The sequence below is a fragment of the Pseudomonas avellanae BPIC 631 genome, from assembly GCF_000444135.1.
Taxonomy (GTDB): domain Bacteria; phylum Pseudomonadota; class Gammaproteobacteria; order Pseudomonadales; family Pseudomonadaceae; genus Aquipseudomonas; species Aquipseudomonas avellanae.
The window spans coordinates 1-19,781 of record NZ_ATDK01000399.1 but is presented as its reverse complement, the minus strand read 5'-3'; the positions used below and the strand labels follow the sequence as shown (position 1 = coordinate 19,781).

General features: G+C 57.9%; 17 protein-coding genes. 13 read left to right on the top strand and 4 right to left on the bottom strand.

The genetic code is table 11. The features are described 5' to 3' along the window. Window positions 1-182: 182 nt before the first annotated feature. Genes moaC through moaE form a run of 3 tightly spaced genes read left to right on the top strand, consistent with a single transcriptional unit; the run spans window position 183 to window position 1,359 of the window. Window positions 183-668 (top strand): cyclic pyranopterin monophosphate synthase MoaC, encoded by a 486-nt coding sequence (moaC, locus tag DW49_RS0122955; protein WP_005615410.1) that lies wholly within the window; start codon window positions 183-185, stop codon window positions 666-668. Then, complete coding sequence (moaD, locus tag DW49_RS0122950; RefSeq protein ID WP_005615412.1) at window positions 665-910, top strand: molybdopterin converting factor subunit 1; 246 nt, start codon at window positions 665-667, stop codon at window positions 908-910. Before moaC ends, moaD begins: the two co-directional genes overlap by 4 nt. 2 nt (window positions 911-912) lie before the next feature. Next, on the top strand, window positions 913-1,359 hold the full coding sequence (gene moaE, locus DW49_RS0122945) for a molybdopterin synthase catalytic subunit MoaE (protein ID WP_005615414.1): 447 nt from the start codon (window positions 913-915) through the stop codon (window positions 1,357-1,359). An 81-nt stretch (window positions 1,360-1,440) separates the two neighbouring features. On the opposite strand, the gene rhlB is transcribed toward moaE, so the two are convergent. Continuing rightward, window positions 1,441-2,901 (bottom strand): ATP-dependent RNA helicase RhlB, encoded by a 1,461-nt coding sequence (gene rhlB / locus DW49_RS0122940; RefSeq protein ID WP_161780208.1) that lies wholly within the window; start codon window positions 2,899-2,901, stop codon window positions 1,441-1,443. A 115-nt stretch (window positions 2,902-3,016) separates the two neighbouring features. Continuing rightward, entirely contained in the window at window positions 3,017-3,676 is a 660-nt protein-coding gene (locus DW49_RS0122935) for an alpha/beta hydrolase (RefSeq protein WP_005615418.1), read from the bottom strand. Between the two features lie 484 nt (window positions 3,677-4,160). On the opposite strand from DW49_RS0122935, the gene DW49_RS0122930 reads away from it, so the two are divergent. The 9 genes from DW49_RS0122930 (at window position 4,161) to DW49_RS0122890 (ending at window position 17,495) form a co-directional block, all read left to right on the top strand. Further along, window positions 4,161-5,189, top strand: a complete 1,029-nt coding sequence (locus tag DW49_RS0122930) for an amino acid ABC transporter substrate-binding protein (protein ID WP_005615420.1) — start codon at window positions 4,161-4,163, stop codon at window positions 5,187-5,189. Window positions 5,190-5,259: 70 nt separating this feature from the next. Next, the gene (locus tag DW49_RS0122925) at window positions 5,260-6,441 is read left to right on the top strand and encodes an amino acid ABC transporter permease (RefSeq protein WP_005615422.1); all 1,182 of its coding nucleotides are present in this window, start codon (window positions 5,260-5,262) and stop codon (window positions 6,439-6,441) included. 10 nt (window positions 6,442-6,451) lie between these two features. Beyond that, window positions 6,452-7,549, top strand: coding sequence for an amino acid ABC transporter permease (locus DW49_RS0122920; RefSeq protein WP_005615423.1), 1,098 nt, complete (start codon window positions 6,452-6,454; stop codon window positions 7,547-7,549). A 10-nt stretch (window positions 7,550-7,559) separates the two neighbouring features. Continuing rightward, window positions 7,560-8,324, top strand: coding sequence for an amino acid ABC transporter ATP-binding protein (locus DW49_RS0122915; RefSeq protein WP_003408905.1), 765 nt, complete (start codon window positions 7,560-7,562; stop codon window positions 8,322-8,324). 169 nt (window positions 8,325-8,493) lie between these two features. Continuing rightward, entirely contained in the window at window positions 8,494-9,723 is a 1,230-nt protein-coding gene (locus tag DW49_RS0122910) for an MFS transporter (protein WP_024420482.1), read from the top strand. 73 nt (window positions 9,724-9,796) lie between these two features. Beyond that, window positions 9,797-10,282 carry a nuclear transport factor 2 family protein gene (locus DW49_RS0122905; protein ID WP_005615428.1) on the top strand — a complete coding sequence of 162 codons (486 nt, stop codon included), beginning with the start codon at window positions 9,797-9,799 and terminating at the stop codon, window positions 10,280-10,282. Between the two features lie 244 nt (window positions 10,283-10,526). After that, the gene (locus DW49_RS0122900) at window positions 10,527-16,001 is read left to right on the top strand and encodes an NEL-type E3 ubiquitin ligase domain-containing protein (protein WP_005615430.1); all 5,475 of its coding nucleotides are present in this window, start codon (window positions 10,527-10,529) and stop codon (window positions 15,999-16,001) included. A gap of 116 nt (window positions 16,002-16,117) precedes the next feature. After that, window positions 16,118-16,435, top strand: coding sequence for a GIY-YIG nuclease family protein (locus DW49_RS0122895; RefSeq protein WP_024420483.1), 318 nt, complete (start codon window positions 16,118-16,120; stop codon window positions 16,433-16,435). A gap of 127 nt (window positions 16,436-16,562) precedes the next feature. Beyond that, window positions 16,563-17,495 carry a glutathione S-transferase family protein gene (locus tag DW49_RS0122890; protein WP_005615432.1) on the top strand — a complete coding sequence of 311 codons (933 nt, stop codon included), beginning with the start codon at window positions 16,563-16,565 and terminating at the stop codon, window positions 17,493-17,495. Between the two features lie 62 nt (window positions 17,496-17,557). Here the strand turns inward: DW49_RS0122890 and DW49_RS0122885 are convergent, their stop codons facing one another. Further along, a complete protein-coding gene (locus DW49_RS0122885) occupies window positions 17,558-17,908 on the bottom strand; it encodes a glutaredoxin family protein (RefSeq protein ID WP_005615434.1) in 351 nt (116 codons plus the stop codon). Window positions 17,909-17,914: 6 nt separating this feature from the next. Then, a complete protein-coding gene (gene yejK / locus DW49_RS0122880) occupies window positions 17,915-18,916 on the bottom strand; it encodes a nucleoid-associated protein YejK (protein WP_003375987.1) in 1,002 nt (333 codons plus the stop codon). A 393-nt stretch (window positions 18,917-19,309) separates the two neighbouring features. On the opposite strand from yejK, the gene DW49_RS0122875 reads away from it, so the two are divergent. Then, the gene (locus DW49_RS0122875; RefSeq protein WP_005615436.1) at window positions 19,310-19,591 is read left to right on the top strand and encodes an HU family DNA-binding protein; all 282 of its coding nucleotides are present in this window, start codon (window positions 19,310-19,312) and stop codon (window positions 19,589-19,591) included. Window positions 19,592-19,781: the final 190 nt, after the last annotated feature.

Sequence of the window (19,781 nt, the reverse complement as noted above, 5' to 3'; positions counted from 1 at the left end):
TTTCTTCAGGACTCAGGACGATATCTTGGGCGCTCATTTCTTCGCCTCCAACGGTGTAATCAACGAGCAAGAATAGACGATTTTACAGAGCATTTATTTTTGAGACAGCACAGTAGCTTGTAGCTTGTAGCTTGCAACTGCCACACCCTCTACACTTCTTGCATCTGCCAAGGAGTAACGTTGTGCTCACTCATCTCGATTCCCAGGGGCGCGCCAATATGGTCGACGTCACTGATAAAACCGTGACGTCCCGTGAGGCTGTGGCTGAAGCGTTGGTGCGGATGTTGCCCGCCACGCTGCAAATGATTGTCAGCGGTGGTCATCCCAAAGGGGATGTGTTTGCTGTCGCGCGGATTGCCGGTATTCAGGCCGCCAAGAAAACCAGCGATCTGATTCCGCTGTGCCATCCACTGATGCTGACCAGCATCAAGGTTCACCTGGCTGCCGAGGGCGACAACGCAGTGCGCATCACGGCAAGCTGCAAACTGGCCGGGCAAACCGGCGTTGAGATGGAAGCCCTGACGGCAGCCAGTATTGCGGCGCTGACTATTTACGACATGTGTAAAGCCGTGGATCGCGGCATGGTCATTGAGTCGGTTCGCCTGCTGGAAAAGCTGGGCGGCAAGAGTGGTCATTTCATTGCAGATGATGCGCAGGTTGCACCATGAAGATTGAGGTCCAGTACTTTGCCCGTTATCGCGAAACGTTGGGCATGGACAGCGAGTCTGTCGAAGGCGAGTTCGTCACGCTGGAGGGGTTGCGTCAGCATCTGTTGCAACGCGGCGAGGCCTGGCAGGTTCTGGCCGAACAGAACCTGATGTGTGCGCGCAATCAGGAACTCTGCAAACTCGACGAACCCCTGCTTGATGGCGACGAAGTCGCGTTCTTTCCGCCCGTGACCGGAGGCTGAGCATGACGATTCGTGTGCAAGCAGCAACATTCGATCCTGGCACTGAAGTCAACGCGCTGCACGCCGCCAACCTGGGCATCGGTGCGGTGGTGAGTTTTGTCGGTTACGTGCGTGACTTCAACGAAGGGCGCGAGGTGTCGGGCATGTTTCTGGAGCATTACCCGGGCATGACCGAAAAGGCATTGGCAAAAATCGTTGACGAGGCCGAGCAGCGCTGGCCGTTGCTCAGGCTCGACGTGCTGCATCGGGTGGGCGCGCTGGAACCGGGTGAGCCTATCGTGTTTGTAGGCGTTGCCAGCGCTCATCGGCAGGCCGCATTCGAGGCTTGCGATTTTGTCATGGATTACCTCAAGACCCGAGCACCGTTCTGGAAGAAGGAAAACACTTCTCAGGGGCCGCAGTGGGTCGAGGGTCGCGATAGCGATCAGGCTGCAGCCCGGCGCTGGTAGCTCCCGGTTGCTGTCGATGTCTGACAGGCACAAAAAAGCGCAGCCCCGTAAAAGGCTGCGCTTTTTTATTGGCTGTATCGATCAGGTGGTTTGTCGCACTACTGCTCTGAGCAGATGAGTCGGCGGTGTTTCACAGCTGATCTTGCGGCCCAGCTTCTCTTCGATGGCGGGCAACTGGTAGGAGTCGTCTTCCCCGGCAAAGCTGATCGAGACGCCATCGGCACCTGCGCGACCGGTACGGCCGATGCGGTGCACGTAGTCGTCCGGGACTTCCGGCAGGGTGAAGTTGATCACGTGGCTGATGCCATCGATATGAATGCCGCGACCGGCCACGTCGGTGGCGACCAGTACGCGGATCTTGCCTTCGCGGAAGCCCTCAAGGGTCTTGATGCGCTTGTGCTGCGGCACATCGCCTGACAGTTGCGCGGCGTTGACGCCATCGCGCACCAGACGCTCTTCGATGCGGCGCACTTCATCCTTGCGGTTGGCAAAGACCATGACCCGTTCCCAGCCGTTGTCGGTGACCAGGTTGTAGAGCAGCTTGTATTTGTCGGCACCGGCAACGGCATAGATATGCTGTTCGACGTTGTCGCTGGCGACATTCAGGGATTCGATCTCGACGATGGAAGGGTCGGTCGTCCACTGCTTGGCGAGGTTCATCACGTCTTCGGTGAAGGTCGCGGAAAACAGCAGGGTCTGACGTTCGCCCTTGTGCGGTGTCTGGCGAATGATCTGCCGGACCTGCGGGATGAAGCCCATGTCGAGCATGCGGTCGGCTTCGTCGAGCACCATCACCTCGACCATGTCCAGATGCACTTCGCCGCGCTGGTTGAAGTCCAGCAGACGACCCGGCGTGGCGACCAGAATGTCACAGTGCCGCGCTTCAAGCTGCTTGAGCTGTTTATCGAAGTCCATGCCACCGACGAACGTCATGACGTTCAGGTCGGTGTATTTGGTCAGGTCGGCGGCGTCCTTGGCGATCTGCACCACCAGTTCGCGGGTCGGCGCGATGATCAGCGCGCGCGGTTCGCCCATGTAGCGTTCGGCTGGCGGCGGCGTCTGGGTCAGTTGCTCGATGATCGAGATCAGGAACGCAGCGGTCTTGCCGGTGCCTGTCTGAGCGCGGCCGATCGCATCCTTGCCCTTGAGGGTGAAACCCAGTACACCCGCCTGAATAGGCGTGCAATACGGGAAACCCAGATCCTGAATTGCGTGCATCAGTTCAGGCGCAAGGTTGAAGTCGTGGAAGCGGGTCTTGCCTTCCTGTGGCTCGACGACGAAATCTTCTAGTTTCCATTCCGGCGCGGGCGGTTTGACCACGCGTTCGCGGCGCGGGCGTTCGGCCCTTGGTTTGTCGGTACGCGGCGCTCTGGCTATGGAGGGCTCGCTGACGGTGTCCAGAGCCTGGGTCTGGACAGCATGATCCGGTTGGTCGCCTGGGATGGGCGAAGGGGAAGCGGGGATGGAGGCTGACGGTATAGGCGCGTGCTGCTCAGCCTCGCTTTTACCGAACATCTTTTTAAGTGCTTTGAGCACGGTCATCTCATCAATTGATTAAGGAATGTACGCCGAGCAGTGTAAAGCAAGAACCGTGCTCGGCGTAGTGCCATCCGTGGCGAGCTACAAAAGCGCGCTGTGGCAAGGGTTAAAGGCCTCTTCAGCGGAGCTTTTCAGCCAGCCAGACGCCGATGTCGTGGATTTCCTGCGGTAACACTTGATGCCCCATTGGGTACTCTTGCCAGCCAACGGTTACACCCTGGGCCTTGAGATGGTCGTAAACGGCCCGGCCCATCGGATAATGGACCACTTCGTCGTGCTGGCCGTGCAGGCAATGCGCCGGAATACGCTGCTGGCTGGCAGACAGGGTCATATCCTTGTTGAATGTCGGTGCATAAGTGGACAGCGCGAGCACGCCGCCCAGCGGGCCCTGCCAGCGTCGATAGCCGACGTGCAGAACCACCGCGCCACCCTGGGAAAAACCTGCCAGAAAGATCCGCGCCGGATCGATACCGCTGTCGCGCTGTTGTTCGATCAGGCTGATCACCTGCAGCGCCGAGGCTTCCATCTGGTCGTGATCAATGGCGCGGGCCTCGGAACTCATGGCTTTGATGTCATACCAGCTCGGCATTTCATAGCCGCCGTTGACGGTCACGGCGCGTGTCGGTGCCTGGGGCAGGACGAAACGGGCAGTGGTCAGCGGCGCCTGCAGCGCCTCGGCAACCGGCAAAAAGTCATAACGGTCGGCACCCAGCCCATGCAGCCAGATGACGCAGGCATCGACGGTGCCGGAAGGTTGAATGATCAAAGGTTCGCTCATGACTGCTCCATTTGCGTGCACCTGCTCGTTAAGAGCGCATTAATAAGGTGCGAGGGGTAGATTAAAAATGAAAGAAGATGTCGCAAGGTTACAAGTTTTTGACTTGACCTGTCGCTAATTCGACATAGCCAGCATGCTGGTACGGGCTTTGCTACAGCAGGACTGGAGTCGAGGCGCTCACATCGTTCGGTAACACTATAAGGCTACTATTTATAGCGATCGAAAAGCAGCTCGGGAGTCCATGCGTCAGGATTCGCGGCACGATTCAAGCTGTACCGAACAGGTTCGGGAAAATCATGGGTTTTCAGTCCACGGGGCCGATTCTGAATGATGATGGCGATGACGGGATGATCCCGCAGGCCATTCACCCTTCAGGCCCAGCGTCGCATGACCCAAAAATAAGCCAGCACGGGTCATTAGCGCCTCACAAAGGTGCGACGCGACTGAAACGCCTACACAACAAAGAGCAAACTGGAGGTTTTGAATGAAGATGTTGAAATCCACCCTGGCTATCGTCACCGCCTTGACTGCATTTGGTGTGACCGGGGCTGCCAACGCAGGCGCCACCCTTGACGCTATCGTAAAGAAAGGGTTTGTTCAGTGCGGCGTCAGCGATGGCCTGCCAGGGTTTTCCGTTCCAGACTCCACCGGCAAGATCACCGGTATCGATGCTGACGTCTGCCGCGCAGTCGCCGCCGCAGTATTTGGCGACGCCACCAAGGTCAAGTTCAGCCAGCTGAACGCCAAAGAGCGTTTCACTGCACTGCAATCGGGCGAGATCGACATCCTTTCGCGTAACACCACCTGGACCAGCTCCCGCGATTCGGCCATGGGCCTGATGTTTGCCGGCGTGACTTACTACGACGGCATCGGCTTTCTGGTAAACAAAAAGCTGGGCGTCAACGGTGCCAAGGAACTGGACGGTGCAACTATCTGTATCCAGGCCGGTACCACCACCGAGCTGAACGTCTCAGACTACTTCCGTTCGAACGGCCTGAAATACACCCCGATCACCTTCGACACCTCCGATGAAAGCGCCAAGTCGCTGGAAGGCGGCCGTTGCGACGTGTTGACTTCCGACCAGTCGCAGCTCTACGCACAGCGCAGCAAGCTGGCCAAACCGGACGACTACGTCGTTCTGCCGGAAGTGATCTCCAAAGAGCCTCTGGGCCCTGTCGTGCGCAAAAACGATCCGGAGTGGTTCGCGATCGTCAAGTGGACCCTGTTCGCCATGCTCAACGCCGAGGAAGCCAAGATCACTTCCAAGAACGTCGAAGCTGAAGCCAAGGCGACCAAAAACCCTGACGTAGCCCGTATGCTCGGCGCAGACGGTACTTACGGCAAGGACCTGAACCTGCCGAAGGACTGGGTCGTGCAGATCGTCAAGCAAGTCGGTAACTACGGCGAAGTGTTCGAACGCAACCTGGGCGAAGGCACCCCTCTGAAAATCAAGCGTGGCCAGAACGCTCTGTGGAATGCCGGCGGCATCCAGTACGCTCCACCTATTCGTTGATTGACCCGGCGCCCGACAGGCTTCCCAGCCTGTCGGGCGTTGTTCTGTTGGATTTTTCCTGGGGCATTTCATGGAAAAGCAAATCGTCGCACCCAAGCAAAAGCTCTCTCTGAGCGATCCGAAAGTGCGCGCGTGGTTATTTCAGATCATCACTGTCGTGGCGGTGATCGCGTTTGGCTGGTTCATTTTCGACAACACCCAGACCAACCTGCAACATCGTGGTATTACCTCGGGTTTCGGCTTTCTTGAAAACAGTGCCGGCTTCGGCATTGCTCAACACCTGATCGACTACAGCGAATCGGACACTTATGCTCGCGTGTTCGTCATCGGTTTGCTGAACACATTGCTGGTATCGGTTATCGGTATTGTCCTGGCGACCTTGCTGGGCTTTGTCATTGGTGTCGCTCGCCTGTCTCCGAACTGGATGATCAGCAAGCTGGCAACCGTGTATGTCGAAGTCTTCCGCAACATTCCGCCACTGCTGCAAATCCTGTTCTGGTACACCGCCGTATTCCTCACGCTGCCCGGTCCGCGTCAGGCACATGGTTATCTGGACATGTTCTACGTCAGCAGTCGTGGGCTCAACATGCCCGGAGCACTGCCTGCCGAAGGCGCATGGGCGTTTCTGATCAGCATCGTGGTCGCGGTGATCGCGGTTGTGATGATGGTGCGTTGGGCCAACAAGCGTTTCGAGGCGACCGGCCAGCCGTTTCACAAGTTCTGGGTGGGCCTGGCGCTGTTGCTGGTGATTCCAGGCCTGAGCACGCTGATCTTCGGCAGCCCGGTGCATTGGGAGTTGCCGCAGCTCAAAGGCTTCAACTTTACCGGTGGCTGGGTGCTGATCCCTGAACTGATCTCACTGACACTGGCGCTGACCATCTACACCGCGGCGTTTATCGCCGAAATCGTGCGTTCCGGTATCAAGTCGGTCAGCCACGGCCAGACCGAAGCCGCCCGCTCGCTGGGGCTGCGCCCTGGGCCGACGCTGCGCAAGGTCATCATTCCGCAGGCGCTGCGAGTGATCATCCCGCCGTTGACCAGCCAGTTCCTGAACCTGGCGAAGAACTCTTCGCTGGCAGCAGCCATTGGTTATCCGGAAATGGTTTCCCTGTTTGCCGGTACGGTGCTCAACCAGACCGGGCAGGCCATTGAAGTCATTGCCATCACCATGAGTGTGTACCTGGCGATCAGTATCAGCATTTCTCTGCTGATGAACTGGTACAACAAGCGCATTGCGCTGATCGAGCGGTGAGGAAAAGCGCATGACGACTCATACTTTCAAACCTGATATGCCACCACCGGGCAAAGTGTTCGGCCCGGTGGCGTGGATGCGGCAGAACCTGTTCTCCAGCTGGATCAATACCCTGCTGACCCTGTTCTCGCTGTATCTGATCTATCTGGTCGTTCCGCCGATTCTCAGTTGGGCCCTGCTGGACGCCAACTGGATCGGCACGACCAAGGAAGACTGCACCAAGGCGGGCGCCTGCTGGGTGTTCATCGAGCAGCGCTTCGGCCAGTTCATGTACGGCTACTTTCCCAATGAACTGCGCTGGAGGGTCGATCTGACCGCAATCCTGGCGATTGTCGGTGCTGCGCCGCTGTTCATTTCGAAGTTTCCGCGCAAGGCTGTGTACGGCATCTGCTTTTTGGTGATCTACCCGGTCGTTGCGTTCTACCTGCTGCACGGCGGCGCGTTTGGTCTGACCAACGTACCGACCAGCCAGTGGGGCGGCCTGATGCTGACCCTGGTGATTGCCACCGTGGGCATCGTCGGTGCCTTGCCGCTGGGTATTCTGCTGGTGCTCGGGCGTCGCTCCAACATGCCGGCTGTGCGCGTGGTGTGCGTGACGTTCATCGAGTTCTGGCGCGGCGTGCCGTTGATCACCGTTCTGTTTATGTCCTCGGTGATGCTGCCTCTGTTCATGCCGGAAGGGATGAACTTCGACAAGCTGCTGCGGGCGCTGATCGGCGTGATTCTGTTCCAGTCGGCGTACATCGCCGAAGTGGTGCGCGGCGGCATGCAGGCCATTCCCAAGGGCCAGTACGAAGCGGCCTCGGCGATGGGCCTGGGTTACTGGCGCGCCATGGGCCTGGTGATTTTGCCGCAGGCGTTGAAGATGGTCATTCCCGGCATCGTCAACACCTTCATTGCCTTGTTCAAAGACACCAGCCTGGTAATCATTATCGGCCTGTTCGACCTGCTCAACAGCGTCAAACAAGCCACCGCCGACCCGGCATGGCTGGGTATGGCCACGGAAGGCTATGTCTTCGCGGCCCTGGTGTTCTGGATCTTCTGTTTCGGTATGTCCCGCTATTCCATGCATTTGGAACATAAGCTGGACACAGGCCACAAGCGTTAGGAGTTTTGTGATGAGTGAAGTTATCAATAAGCCCCTGGGCGCTGAAGGCATGATCCGCATGGAGGGCGTCCACAAGTGGTACGGCCAGTTCCATGTGCTCAAGGACATCAACCTGAATGTGCGCCAGGGCGAACGTATCGTGCTGTGCGGGCCGTCTGGCTCGGGCAAGTCGACCACCATTCGCTGCCTCAACCGTCTTGAAGAGCACCAGCAGGGCCGTATCATCGTTGATGGCACCGAACTGACTTCCGACCTGAAGCAGATCGAAACCATCCGCCGTGAAGTCGGCATGGTGTTTCAGCACTTCAACCTGTTCCCGCACCTGACCATCCTGCAGAACTGCACGCTGGCACCGATGTGGGTACGCAAGATGCCGAAGAAGAAAGCCGAAGAAATCGCCATGCACTATCTGGAGCGTGTGCGTATTCCGGAGCAGGCCCACAAGTTTCCGGGTCAGCTTTCCGGTGGTCAGCAGCAGCGTGTGGCGATTGCCCGTGCCTTGTGCATGAAGCCGAAAATCATGCTGTTCGACGAACCGACCTCGGCGCTGGACCCGGAAATGGTCAAGGAAGTACTCGACACCATGGTCGGCCTGGCGGAAGAGGGCATGACCATGCTTTGCGTAACGCACGAGATGGGCTTTGCCCGCACCGTGGCGAACCGCGTGATCTTCATGGACAAGGGCGAAATCGTCGAACAGGCTGCGCCGAACGACTTCTTCGACAACCCGCAAAGCGACCGCACCAAGCTGTTCCTCAGTCAGATCATTCACTGAGTCGGTAGTTGCTGCACAGAAAACCGGGCCCTGTGCCCGGTTTTTTTACGGCCTTTTTTTGCCGCCTTTCCTGTATGCAATTTCAGCTGAACCTTGTATTCAAGATGATTCTCCAACAGGATACTGCCCCCCCCCCCTGAAACGGGTCGACCTGATTACCGAGAGACCGATGACTGCCAAGGCTCAACCCAGCCCCCAACCGACCGCCGATCAAACTCACCCTGCTCTGAAGCGCCCGTGGCTTTTGCTGCTGGGGCTGGTGCTCGTTGCCCTCAACCTGCGCCCCGCGTTGTCCAGCATCGCGCCACTGCTCAACGAGGTGTCCGATAGCCTGGGCATGTCGGCTGCCGAGGCTGGTTTGCTGACCACGCTGCCTGTGCTGTGCCTGGGCCTGTTCGCGCCGCTGGCACCGATTCTTGCGCGCCGTTTCGGCAGTGAGCGGGTGGTGCTGGTGATTTTGCTGAGCCTGGCTGCCGGCATGGCCCTGCGCAGTCTTTTCGGTGAAGTCGGCCTGTTCAGCGGCAGCCTGCTGGCGGGCGCGAGTATCGGCATCATCGGGGGGCTGTTGCCCGGTATCGTCAAGCGCGATTTTCCGCGTCAGGCGGGTGCCATGACGGGCGTATACACCATGGCGCTGTGCCTGGGGGCGGCAATAGCCGCCGGCTCGACCGTGCCTCTGAGTCAGTATTTTGGTGGCAGTTGGGCAATAGGCCTGGGTTTCTGGCTGGTTCCGGCCTTGATCGCTGCGTTGTTCTGGTTCCCGCAGGCCCGTGAGGTACACAGCGCGCATCGCGATGTCTACCGGGTGCGCGGCCTGTTGCGTGATCGACTGGCGTGGCAGGTCACGCTGTACATGGGGCTGCAATCTTCACTGTCGTACATCGTCTTTGGCTGGTTGCCGTCGATCCTCATCGGTCGCGGCATGACCCCGACCGAAGCGGGGCTGTTGTTGTCCGGTTCGATCATCGTGCAGGTCATCAGCGCCTTGAGCGCACCCTGGCTGGCAACCCGCGGCAAGGACCAGCGCCTGGCGATCATGCTGGTCATGTCTCTGACCCTGACCGGCCTGTTCGGCTGTCTGTACGCGCCCATCGAAGGGCTGTGGGGCTGGGCGATTCTGCTCGGGCTGGGGCAGGGCGGTACGTTCAGCCTGGCACTGGCTCTGATCGTTCTGCGCTCACGCGATTCTCACGTGGCCTCCAACCTGTCGAGCATGGCGCAAGGCTTCGGTTACACCATCGCGTCAATGGGGCCATTCGCCGTGGGCGTCGTGCACGACGTGACGGGCAGTTGGGACGCGATTGGCTGGATCTTCGCCGTGCTGGGCGTGGGTGCCATGATTGCGGGCATGGGCGCGGGACGCGCACTGTATGTTCAGGTGAGCAGCGAGAAGGTGTGAGGCGATCAAGCACTCGCCATTTTCAGCTGCGCCGCTTATCGTGCACGGATCATTCGCCAAGGGGTTTGCATGCATGAGCTACGAAGAACAAAGCCAGGCCAACAGCGCTCTCATCACCCGCTTTTATGAGGCCTTCGCGCAACTGGATGCCGAGGCGATGAGCGCCTGCTACAGCGACGATGTGCTATTCAGCGATCCTGCGTTTGGCGAGCTGCGCGGCCCTCAAGTGGGCGACATGTGGCGCATGCTGACTTCCCGGGCGAAGAATTTTTCGGTGGTCTTCGATCAGGTGCGTGCCGATGACCGCACGGGCAGCGCGCATTGGGTGGCGACTTACCTGTTCAGTCAGACCGGGCGCACGGTGGTCAACGATATCCAGGCCCGTTTCGTGTTTTGCGATGGCAAGATCTGCGAGCACCACGATCAATTCGACATGTGGCGCTGGTCGCATCAGGCGCTGGGTGCCAAAGGGCTGTTGCTCGGCTGGACACCGTTTGTGCAGAATGCAATTCGCGTTCAGGCCCAGAAAGGATTGAAGACCTTTCAAAGCGGCCGCTGAACAGGTTCAATGGCATGCCCCGCTGCTGTAAGTGGGGCTGATCAGAACAGCGATGTGCTGATGCTGCTGTTTTAAAGTGCGTTAAGTATGTAGCGCCTTTTCATGCTGAAAGTCATGCAACGTTGCGTCCTTATTCATCAGTAATAAGTACGTTGCCCCCATGATTATTACACCACCTACACCACCTACACCACCTCACGCCGCAGACTCTCCCCCAAGCTCTGAGCCTTCGCAACTCCAGCGATTGCAGGATCAGTTCGCCAATGACCCGGTGCTGGACGTCATTCGGCAGAACTTGCCCGAGGCTTTCAGCACGGCATCAGTCGGTGATCAGGAAGACTATCGGCAGGCGTTGCGAGCCAGCCGATACGCCAAGGCAGAGTTAAAGCGCCTGTTCGAACCCCTCAAAGGCTTGTCCGATTTTGCCAGACCGCTTTTACGCCAGGCACTGGATGCCAGCTTTGGACCAGGCCTTGAGCCTGAAACCGACACCCTGTTTCACCCCATACTGCGACCCAGTGGTGCCACGGGGCCTGCGACCCAATTAACCTTGCTGGAAGCCGCGCTGCATAACTTCGAGCGCAAGGAAGCAATCAGTGGCGGGTTTCTGCGCTCGGCCTCAATCAATAAAGGCATTGGCGAGCGTCACCCGAAAAATATCAGTCCGGAAAAGTTTGCCGACCTTTGCCGGCACCTGAACATTGGCCGCAAATATCAGGATCACCTTGAGGAGATTCTGGAGCCAGTCTCGCAACCGGGTTACTCGCCGACGGCTGCCCGACTCAATGCGCGGTCCCGTTTCATTGCTAATGACCTGGCGGACATGGAGCTGTATGCCCGGGCGGCTTTTCTGCGTAAGCACATCAGTGGATCTGCGCAGGCGGCAGTTCTCGACGTTGTAAAACGTCAGTCCAAGCCGTTGTTCGATGGTCTGCCAGTGGTTTTTGAATACATAACACTGTTGGGCGTCGAAATTCCTCGAGTGGTGCTGATCAAGCCCCAAGCGACCTGGACGTTTACTCAGGTGCCGCTGGTGCTGTACGTCCCCCATGACCCAGTCGCGCCATTCAAGGAGTTTGCCACGTTGGCAGAAGTGGAAGACGAATTGCGCAGCCGCCTGATAAGCCCGTCGTACCAGGTATTTTTTGCGCGACTGCTGGGTGAGCGCGCACGGGCAGCATTTTTCAGTCAGTTGAACCGACTCCTTTTCCCGCGGGTCCCCATGGATGGCAGTTGGTTCACGAGAGGCCTCTGGCATAACGCCCCCGATCAACGTGCCGATTTGCGCCTGCGGACTTATCCGATCGACATCGAGCTGCTGAAGCGCATGTACGGGCAACAGATTAAATTAATCAAAGACAACGCACGTTTTCTGGCGGTGCCAACCGAGGACGAAGACGCAAAAAGTCGCCAAGAGCGGCTGAGTGCATGGCTCAGTATTGGCATGAATATCGCCAATGTCGCCTCGTTTATGATCCCCGTGCTGGGTCAGGCACTGCTGGTGTATGCCAGTGTGGAATTGGTGGGTGAGGTGTATCACGGCTTTGAAGACCTGAGTCATGGCGACTTTGAGGAGGGCTTTGAGCATCTGGTCAGCGCGGGTGCGAATATCGCATTCATGGCTGCGCTGGCCAAGAGCGCTCACGGAGCAATGCCTGCTGAGCCTGCGCCGGTCACCGCTAATAACTTTGTGGGGACGGTGGTGCCGATCAGGCTTGCCAATGGCCAGACTCGACTTTGGAAGCCTGATCTTGAACCTTTTCAGTCGTCTATCGAGAGACCGGCCGACGCGAGTCCTGGCCTTGACGGTGTATTCGAGTACGATGGTAAAAAATACCTGAGCCTTGATGAGCGACACTACGAAGTCGTTCACAACAAGGACTTGAACAAATGGCAGATCAAACATCCTTGGCCAGACGCAACATTTTCACCTGTCCTTGAGCACAACGGCGTCGGTGCTTTTCGGCACATCGCAGAGCTACCGCGGCAGTGGGCTAAGGGAAAACTGTTCAAGCGCCTTGGCCATTCAGTAACAGGTCTGTCGGGCACGGCCGCCGAGCAGATATTGAATGTGGTCGATGTCGACTACGCACTGTTGCGTCAGGTACACGTTGAAAGTGCGCTCCCGCCTGGTCAATTGCGCGATACGGTCAAGCGCTTTCGGCTGGATATGGCACTGGAAAACACGCCTTTCGAAGCATCCGGCGGCACGCGTACCGAGCAATTTCAGCAGCAATACGATGCCAGCGAAAGGCTGGATGAGCCGTTGATGCAGTTGATGCGTCGTCCGTTTCCCGGCCTGCCATCTGCCGTGGTTGAGGATTTGGTGGTTAACCTGACACCGGTGGAAAAACAACAGTTGTTCGACACCGGCCGTATACCTATGCGTGTCAGCGAGGCGGCGGTCTGGCAGCTACGGCAAACCCGACTAAACCGAGCCTTCGAGGGTTTTTACCTGAAATCAGTGGTCAACACTGACACTGAAACCCTCAGCTTGCATCTGCTGGAAAAACTACCGGGCTGGTCTGCGGATGTGCGTCTTGAAGTCCGTCAGGGTACGCGGCGAGGCACGCTACTCGACAGCATTGGCAACCCTGATGCGGCTGAACTCAAGGTGCTGGTCAAGTCAAACGGTCGCTATCAAGCATTCGATGCCGAGGGTAACGCGCTCAATAGCGTACCCCAAACCGGCAGTAACCTCTGTGCATCGATCCTGCACGCGCTACCTGACGAACCGCGTCGCGCGCTTGGCTTCCCTCATGGGGGACAGGGGCTTGAGCTGAATACAGCACTGGCAAAACTGGCGATGGCGGACCGCGAACAGGCGTCACGTGCTCTCGGTATGCGCACCTCACGGCTCACGTTCAACCTTCCTGATCGTATAAAGCAAGGGCAATTGGGTTATCCCTTGAGCGGTAGGGGGAAATTGCCGGGGTTTATCAGTGACGACCATTTGCTGGACCGGATTGGTCTGCTTGAGCTGGATAACTTGCTCGCGCAGGACGTGCTGACGGGGTTGCGTCTTGAGGGCATGAGCAATGCTGACATCAACGCCCGGCTTGACGTAATGCAGGATGAACGCCAAGCCCTTCGTATCAGTCTGGATCAATGGGCCTTGGCCTCCAGCGAGCAGCTGAGTCCTACCGATGCCCAGATGGCTAGCAGGACGCGAATCGGAGAGGCGATTCTTCAACACTGGCAAGCGACCAGCCTGCCTGACGCACCTGCCGATGTAACATTGCGTCTGGAGTCTGTGCGGCTGATTGATTTTCCCGCTCAGCTCCCAGAATTCTTCTATTCGCGAGTCGAGCGTTTGCAACTCTCCAATGTTCTTGCTCAGGCGGGCGAGGGTGGCATCTGGCTGGTTCCGCCTTCAGGGTCTCAGATGCTTGAGTCGTTTCTTGGCAGGTTTTCACAAATCACGACGCTGGAAATCAGCGGGCCGCCGTCATCCGGCTTTTTTTTTAGGGAGGTTTATGACCTTCCGCGCATTGTCCAGGCTCAATGCCCTCGCCTGCGCGCGCTGAGCCTGATTAATCAGCGCTTGCACATCAGCACACAAACACTGAACCGTTTGGGCCAGATGCAGCATTTGGAAACCCTTGATCTCAGCGGCAACGCCTGGCTGGACGCGCTTGTACCAGAGGCGGTCAACCTGAACCTGCAAAGGCTTGGACTTGATCACATGGGCTTGCAACGTTGGCCTGACTGGTTGACTGCGCTTTTACCTGAGCACATTGGCGAGGTGTCGCTGGTCGGAAATCAGATCAGTTTCTTGCCCACTGAGCTGATGCTGGCGCAGCTGCCTTCAGCGCGCACAACGCTGATCAGGCTGCAAGGCAATCGACTGTCACGCCCTGATATGATCGAAGCCAGTTTGCGCGGGGTCGCGCCGCATCGTGCAATCAGGATCGAGCCAGGCGCGCCGTCCTTACTCTTGTCACTCATCAATATGTTATTGAGTGAGCAGGCCGAACTACAGACTGCGTTAGAGGAGTGGGCTCAAGCCTCAACGTCACTGCTGCCTTTGAGCGGTGAGGCCGTCAGCATAAGGCAAGCGCTCGGTGCCTCGTTGCTCGATCACTGGCGCGTTACTGTGGCTGGGGGTGCGTCGCGGCCGCTCCTGATCGAGTCGATGGCGCTGGAAGAGTTTCCACAGCGGCTACCCGAGACCTTTTATCGAAACACCAGGGGGCTGATGCTACATCATGTGATCAGCGATACCCAGGCGTTGAATGATTTTTTGTCCAGGTTTCCCGAGCTGCAGACGCTGGAGATGATGGGGCACATGATCCCTATGGACGTGCTCCCACAAGCGTTAAGTGCACTGGCAAACCTCAGGGCGCTGGCCTTGATGGATCAAGGCATGCTGATTGATCAAAGCATGCTTGAATATCTCAGCAGCCTGAGTAACCTGAGGAATCTTGATCTGAGCGCCAATCGTCTGGGCGCCATTACCTTTTCGACGGCGCTCGAACGTCACTGGGAATCCTTGACGCTGGATAACGTCGGGATCAGCGTCTGGCCCGAATGGCTGAATTCTTTTTTACCGGGCGGGATAGACGCGTTGTCGCTTGCTCAGAATCAGCTGACCGAGCTGCCCGAACACATCCTCAGAAACCCGCGCGACAGAACGGCGCACACTGAAATATCGCTTGAAGGCAATCCGCTGTCGCGGGAAACCATGGTCAATGCCCATGTCAGCGAGCATGGCAACTCTCGTGCCTTCAGCTTTTACATGGATCTGCCCGACGATATTCGCGCGCTGCCTACCGAGCGAGGATGGTCTTCGGACGGGTCGGGCTCCGATATCGAAGCGGACTCTGACTCTGACGCCAGCGACCACCGTCATGGGCCGACGGGCGCGGCCGCTGCGGGTCCAGCGAACATCGGGCAATGGCTTGAAGGAACGTCACAGGAAAGGCTCGACCATCAGGCTATATGGGATCGGATTGAGGCAGCAGGCGATGCGCCGATGCTCATGGCTCTTATCGGTCGATTGCGCGAAACCGCTGACTATCTGAGGACGCGAGATGCGTTGGTTCAGCGGGTATGGCACGTATTGGGTGCGGCCTCAAATGACCCGCAATTGCGCCAGTTGCTCAATGCCATGGCCGATGAAGCGATTGCCAGCCGAACCTGTGGTGATGGTGTGCGGCTGGAGTTCAATCAGATGGAAGTGCAGGTGTTTGCGCTCGACGCGTTGCGCGACATCCCGCTTACCGAGCGCGGGCCAACCCTGTATCGACTGGCGCGGCGTTTTTTTCGTCTCGACGAAGTCGATCGCCTGGCACGCCTCAATGCTGGCACGAGGGATCAGGCAGAGGTGCGTCTGGCGTATCGTCTGGGCCTGGCCGAGCGCCTGGATCTGCCTTTGCCTCCCGCACGCATGCTTTACCGAACCGCGGCGGCAGTGACTGCGGACGAACTGCTGGGTGTCGAAGGCCAGGTACTTGCTAGCCAGGATGGCCCCGCATTTTTTGCCAGTGTGGTTGATCGCGACTATTGGGTGGCGTGGCTACGCGAAAGTTACGCGTCGGAGTTTGCCGAACTCAAAGCCACCATCGACGCCGAAAGAGCGGGCCTTGAGGATGAGTTTGCCGAACTCGACGACGCCTATCTGGCGCGTATCAAGGCGCTCGACGAGCAGCAGAAGATGCGCGAACAGGAGCTGATCAAGCAGCTGACTTACCGGGAGGGCATGAAGTACAACGACTGATGGGTTGCTGCCAAAAATGGAACGTCAGGCTTGTCATGCAGGGCTGACGTACGGGCATTGTGTGGAACTCGCGATTGCGTCTGTTAGAATTCGGGCTCTTTTTTGTGTAGATCGCCATGTCCGATACCCCCCTCGCCATGCCCCATGACGAATGCCCACCGAGTGTTGAAAAGACTTGGTTCGTGTACCTGGTGCGCGCCGCAAGCGGTGCTTTGTACTGCGGCATCAGTGATGATCCGGTGCGCCGCTTTGCCGCTCACCAAAGCGGCAAGGGCGCGCGCTTTTTCTATTCCAGCCCTGCAGTTGCGCTGGTCTACGTCGAGGCTTGCCGCACCAGAAGTGATGCGTTGCGCCAGGAGCGCTTGATCAAAAAACTCAAAAAAAGTGCCAAGGAGATGCTGGCGGCAAGCACCGATGTTCCTGCATGCCGTTGACCATTCTGTTGTGTGGCCTGCTGCGACCGATCCAGCTCCGTGATGACACATTATCAGGCCTTGCGGGTAGGCCACTTACGGTCTAGCAGGTAAGCTGTCGGTTTTCCATAAGCCGGAAAGACCTAGCATGACAGAGCTTATCCTGCACCATTACCCCACTTCGCTGTTTGCCGAAAAAGCTCGCTTGATGCTGGGTTTCAAGGGACTGTTCTGGCGCTCGGTGACGATCCCTTCGGTCCTGCCCAAGCCTGATCTGACTGCCTTGACTGGTGGCTACCGCAAGACGCCAGTGCTGCAAGCTGGCGCTGATATCTATTGCGACACGGCATTGATTGCACGGCGTCTCGAACAGGAAAAGGCTTTGCCTGCGTTTTTCCCGGAGGGGCAGGAGTTCGCTGTTGCCGGTTTGGCGGCCTGGGCGGATTCGGTGCTGTTCCTGCATGCCGTGAGTCTGGTGTTCCAGCCTGAATCAATGGCGGTGCGTTTTGCCAGGTTACCACCTGACGCGGTGAAGGCCTTTGTGGCGGATCGTGCCGCGTTGTTCAATGGTGGCACTGCGTCCCGCCCGCCTGTCGAGCAGGTCAAACACCAATGGCCGACGCTCATGTCACGGCTGGAATTGCAGCTGTCGCGCGGTGGCAATTTCCTGTTTGGCCAACCTTCCATCGCCGACTTTTCGGTCGCCCACACGCTGTGGTTCCTCAAGCAGACACCGGTGACTGCGCCATTTGTCGATGATTATGCAAGTGTCAGCGCCTGGCTGGGTCGCGTGCTGGGTTTTGGTCATGGCGCCTTTACCGACCTGAGCTCGGCCGATGCCATCGAAATTGCCAGAAACGCCACGCCTGCGCCGCTGCCCGAGGAAACTTTCGTCGATCCAAACGGCTTCAAGGCGGGCGACAAGGTTGCGGTGTCTGCGGTCGACTATGGCGTCGAAGCGGTTGAGGGCGAGCTGGTATTTACCGGGCGCGAAGAACTGATCCTGCGCCGCGAGGACGATCGTGCGGGTGTCGTGCAAGTACACTTCCCGAGAATGGGGTATCGGATTGAAAAGCGCTGACGTTCAACGACGCTCTGCGTCGCAGAGAGGACGCGGAGCGTTGGCATGATAGTCAACTGGGGCTATTTCAATGCCGCCAATATCTCATCCGGGGCAAAGCCGCGGATGAGGGTGCCGTTCACGTCGATCAGCGGGATGCCGCGCCCGCCCAGCGCTTCGTACGCCTTGCGGCCTTCTTGCGACTTTTCGATGTCGAACTCCTGATACGCAATCCCTTTGCTGTCCAGAAAGCGCCGCGTCTGTTTGCAGTAGCCGCACCAGTCGGTGGCGTACATCACCACCTTTGCCTTACTGTAGCTTTGGGCAACGCTGGCTGGCGATGGGTTGACGAAATTCTCGATCCTGCCCCAGTTCTGGTAAACGACCACCACCAGCATGATCAGCGCGAACTTTTTGAAGGTGCGTAGCAGCATGGCGGCTTACCGTCGCTTCAACTGATCGGTCAATTGGGTCGGCAGCCCCTTGATAATCAGGGTACCCGCCGTTTCGTCGTACTCGATCTTGTCGCCCAACAAGTGAGCTTCGAAGCTGATCGACAGGCCCTCGGCGCGGCCGGTGAAGCGGCGGAACTGGTTGAGCGTGCGTTTATCCGCCGGGATTTCCGGTGACAGGCCGTAATCCTTGTTGCGGATGTGATCGTAGAACGCCCTTGGCTGATTTTCGTCGATCAGCTCGGACAGCGCTTCCAGGCCCATGGGTTCGCCCATCTTGCTCTGGCTGCTGGCGTAGTCGATCAGGGTTTTGGTCTTTTCGCGCGCCGATTCTTCCGGCAGGTCTTCACTTTCGACAAAGTCACTGAAGGCTTTGAGCAGCGTGCGTGTTTCACCGGGGCCGTCCACGCCTTCCTGGCAGCCGATAAAGTCGCGGAAGTACTCGGAAACCTTCTTGCCGTTCTTGCCCTTGATGAAGGAAATGTACTGTTTGGACTGTTTGTTGTTCTGCCACTCGGAAATATTGATTCGGGCGGCAAGGTGCAACTGGCCCAGATCCAGATGGCGCGAAGGGGTCACGTCCAGTTCGGCATTCACCGCCACACCGTCGCTGTGGTGCAGCAGGGCGATGGCCAGGTAGTCGGTCATGCCTTGCTGGTAATGAGCGAACAATACATGGCCGCCGACAGACAGGTTGGATTCCTCCATCAGCTTCTGCAGGTGCTCGACTGCCACTCGGGAGAACGCCGTGAAGTCTTTGCCGCCGTCCAGATACTCTTTCAGCCAGCCGCTGAAAGGGTGCGCGCCGGACTCGGGATGAAACAGGCCCCATGCCTTGCCTTGTTTGGCGTTGTAGCTCTCGTTGAGGTCGGCCAGCATGTTCTCGATGGCTTGGGACTCAGCGAGTTCGGAGTCGCGTGCATGGAGAACAGCGGGCGTACCGTCGGGTTTTTTTTCGATCAGGTGGACGATGCAATGACGGATCGGCATGGGCTTCTCGGCTGAAAAAGGTGAAGAGCGTGCAGCTCGTTGCAAGGTGCCAAGTGTAACGCACGCATGTGCCTGTTGGCCCCGAGCTAGCTGGTTTTCGCTGGCAGCGGGTGTTTACTGGATGTTTTTTGCGCAATTACCATGAAAACCTGACCAAAAGGATAGGTAGGGGCGGATATTTGCCCGGCTCTGTGCTAGTTTTGCGCGGTCTTGCGCACTTAGCGCGTCAAGCATGCAGTTAGCGCACACGTGGGTCGAACCATTGCCCGGTTTCAGTATCTACACTTTCGCGATTAATCGTGGCTGCCAGCGGGTGGCCAGGTTCATTGCCTGGCCACGGGCCGACGTTGCGCTCTGCAATCCAAATGAATTTGATAGGGAAGGAACACCACCATGGCTCTTACTAAAGACCAATTGATCGCCGATATCGCTGAAGCTATCGACGCGCCAAAAACCACCGTGCGTAATGCTCTTGAGCAATTGGGCCAAATTGTTGCCGACCAATTGGAAAACGGCGTTGAAATCACTTTGCCGGGTATCGGCAAGCTGAAAGTTGCAGAGCGTCCAGCTCGCACCGGCCGCAACCCTTCGACTGGCGCTGCCATCGAAATCGCTGCCAAGAAAGTTATCAAGTTCGTACCAGCCAAAGTGCTGACCGACTCGATCAACAAGTAAGCACCCGCTTGCTGTAAAAAGCCGTGCACCGGTTCACCGGGCGCGGCTTTTTTGTGGGCGTCTGATCAGGCAACTCTCGCCAGGGCGGACGCAGAGCGTCGCACGACAGTTGAGATTACGGCCTGCCGGCGTGGGGTCGCGCGACAGGTGAGATTATCGTTCCCTACGCTCCAGCGTGGGAATGCATTGC

What these genes read in the sequence shown, in the direction of transcription:
- DW49_RS0122895 (WP_024420483.1), top strand. Translation starts at nt 16,118, where the DNA reads ATGTCCGATACCCCCCTCGCCATGCCCCATGACGAATGCCCACCGAGT.
- rhlB (WP_161780208.1), bottom strand. Translation starts at nt 2,901, where the DNA reads ATGACCGTGCTCAAAGCACTTAAAAAGATGTTCGGTAAAAGCGAGGCT.
- DW49_RS0122925 (WP_005615422.1), top strand. Translation starts at nt 5,260, where the DNA reads ATGGAAAAGCAAATCGTCGCACCCAAGCAAAAGCTCTCTCTGAGCGAT.
- DW49_RS0122905 (WP_005615428.1), top strand. Translation starts at nt 9,797, where the DNA reads ATGAGCTACGAAGAACAAAGCCAGGCCAACAGCGCTCTCATCACCCGC.
- DW49_RS0122935 (WP_005615418.1), bottom strand. Translation starts at nt 3,676, where the DNA reads ATGAGCGAACCTTTGATCATTCAACCTTCCGGCACCGTCGATGCCTGC.
- DW49_RS0122915 (WP_003408905.1), top strand. Translation starts at nt 7,560, where the DNA reads ATGAGTGAAGTTATCAATAAGCCCCTGGGCGCTGAAGGCATGATCCGC.
- DW49_RS0122875 (WP_005615436.1), top strand. Translation starts at nt 19,310, where the DNA reads ATGGCTCTTACTAAAGACCAATTGATCGCCGATATCGCTGAAGCTATC.
- DW49_RS0122890 (WP_005615432.1), top strand. Translation starts at nt 16,563, where the DNA reads ATGACAGAGCTTATCCTGCACCATTACCCCACTTCGCTGTTTGCCGAA.
- DW49_RS0122920 (WP_005615423.1), top strand. Translation starts at nt 6,452, where the DNA reads ATGACGACTCATACTTTCAAACCTGATATGCCACCACCGGGCAAAGTG.
- yejK (WP_003375987.1), bottom strand. Translation starts at nt 18,916, where the DNA reads ATGCCGATCCGTCATTGCATCGTCCACCTGATCGAAAAAAAACCCGAC.
- DW49_RS0122930 (WP_005615420.1), top strand. Translation starts at nt 4,161, where the DNA reads ATGAAGATGTTGAAATCCACCCTGGCTATCGTCACCGCCTTGACTGCA.
- moaE (WP_005615414.1), top strand. Translation starts at nt 913, where the DNA reads ATGACGATTCGTGTGCAAGCAGCAACATTCGATCCTGGCACTGAAGTC.
- moaD (WP_005615412.1), top strand. Translation starts at nt 665, where the DNA reads ATGAAGATTGAGGTCCAGTACTTTGCCCGTTATCGCGAAACGTTGGGC.
- DW49_RS0122910 (WP_024420482.1), top strand. Translation starts at nt 8,494, where the DNA reads ATGACTGCCAAGGCTCAACCCAGCCCCCAACCGACCGCCGATCAAACT.
- DW49_RS0122885 (WP_005615434.1), bottom strand. Translation starts at nt 17,908, where the DNA reads ATGCTGCTACGCACCTTCAAAAAGTTCGCGCTGATCATGCTGGTGGTG.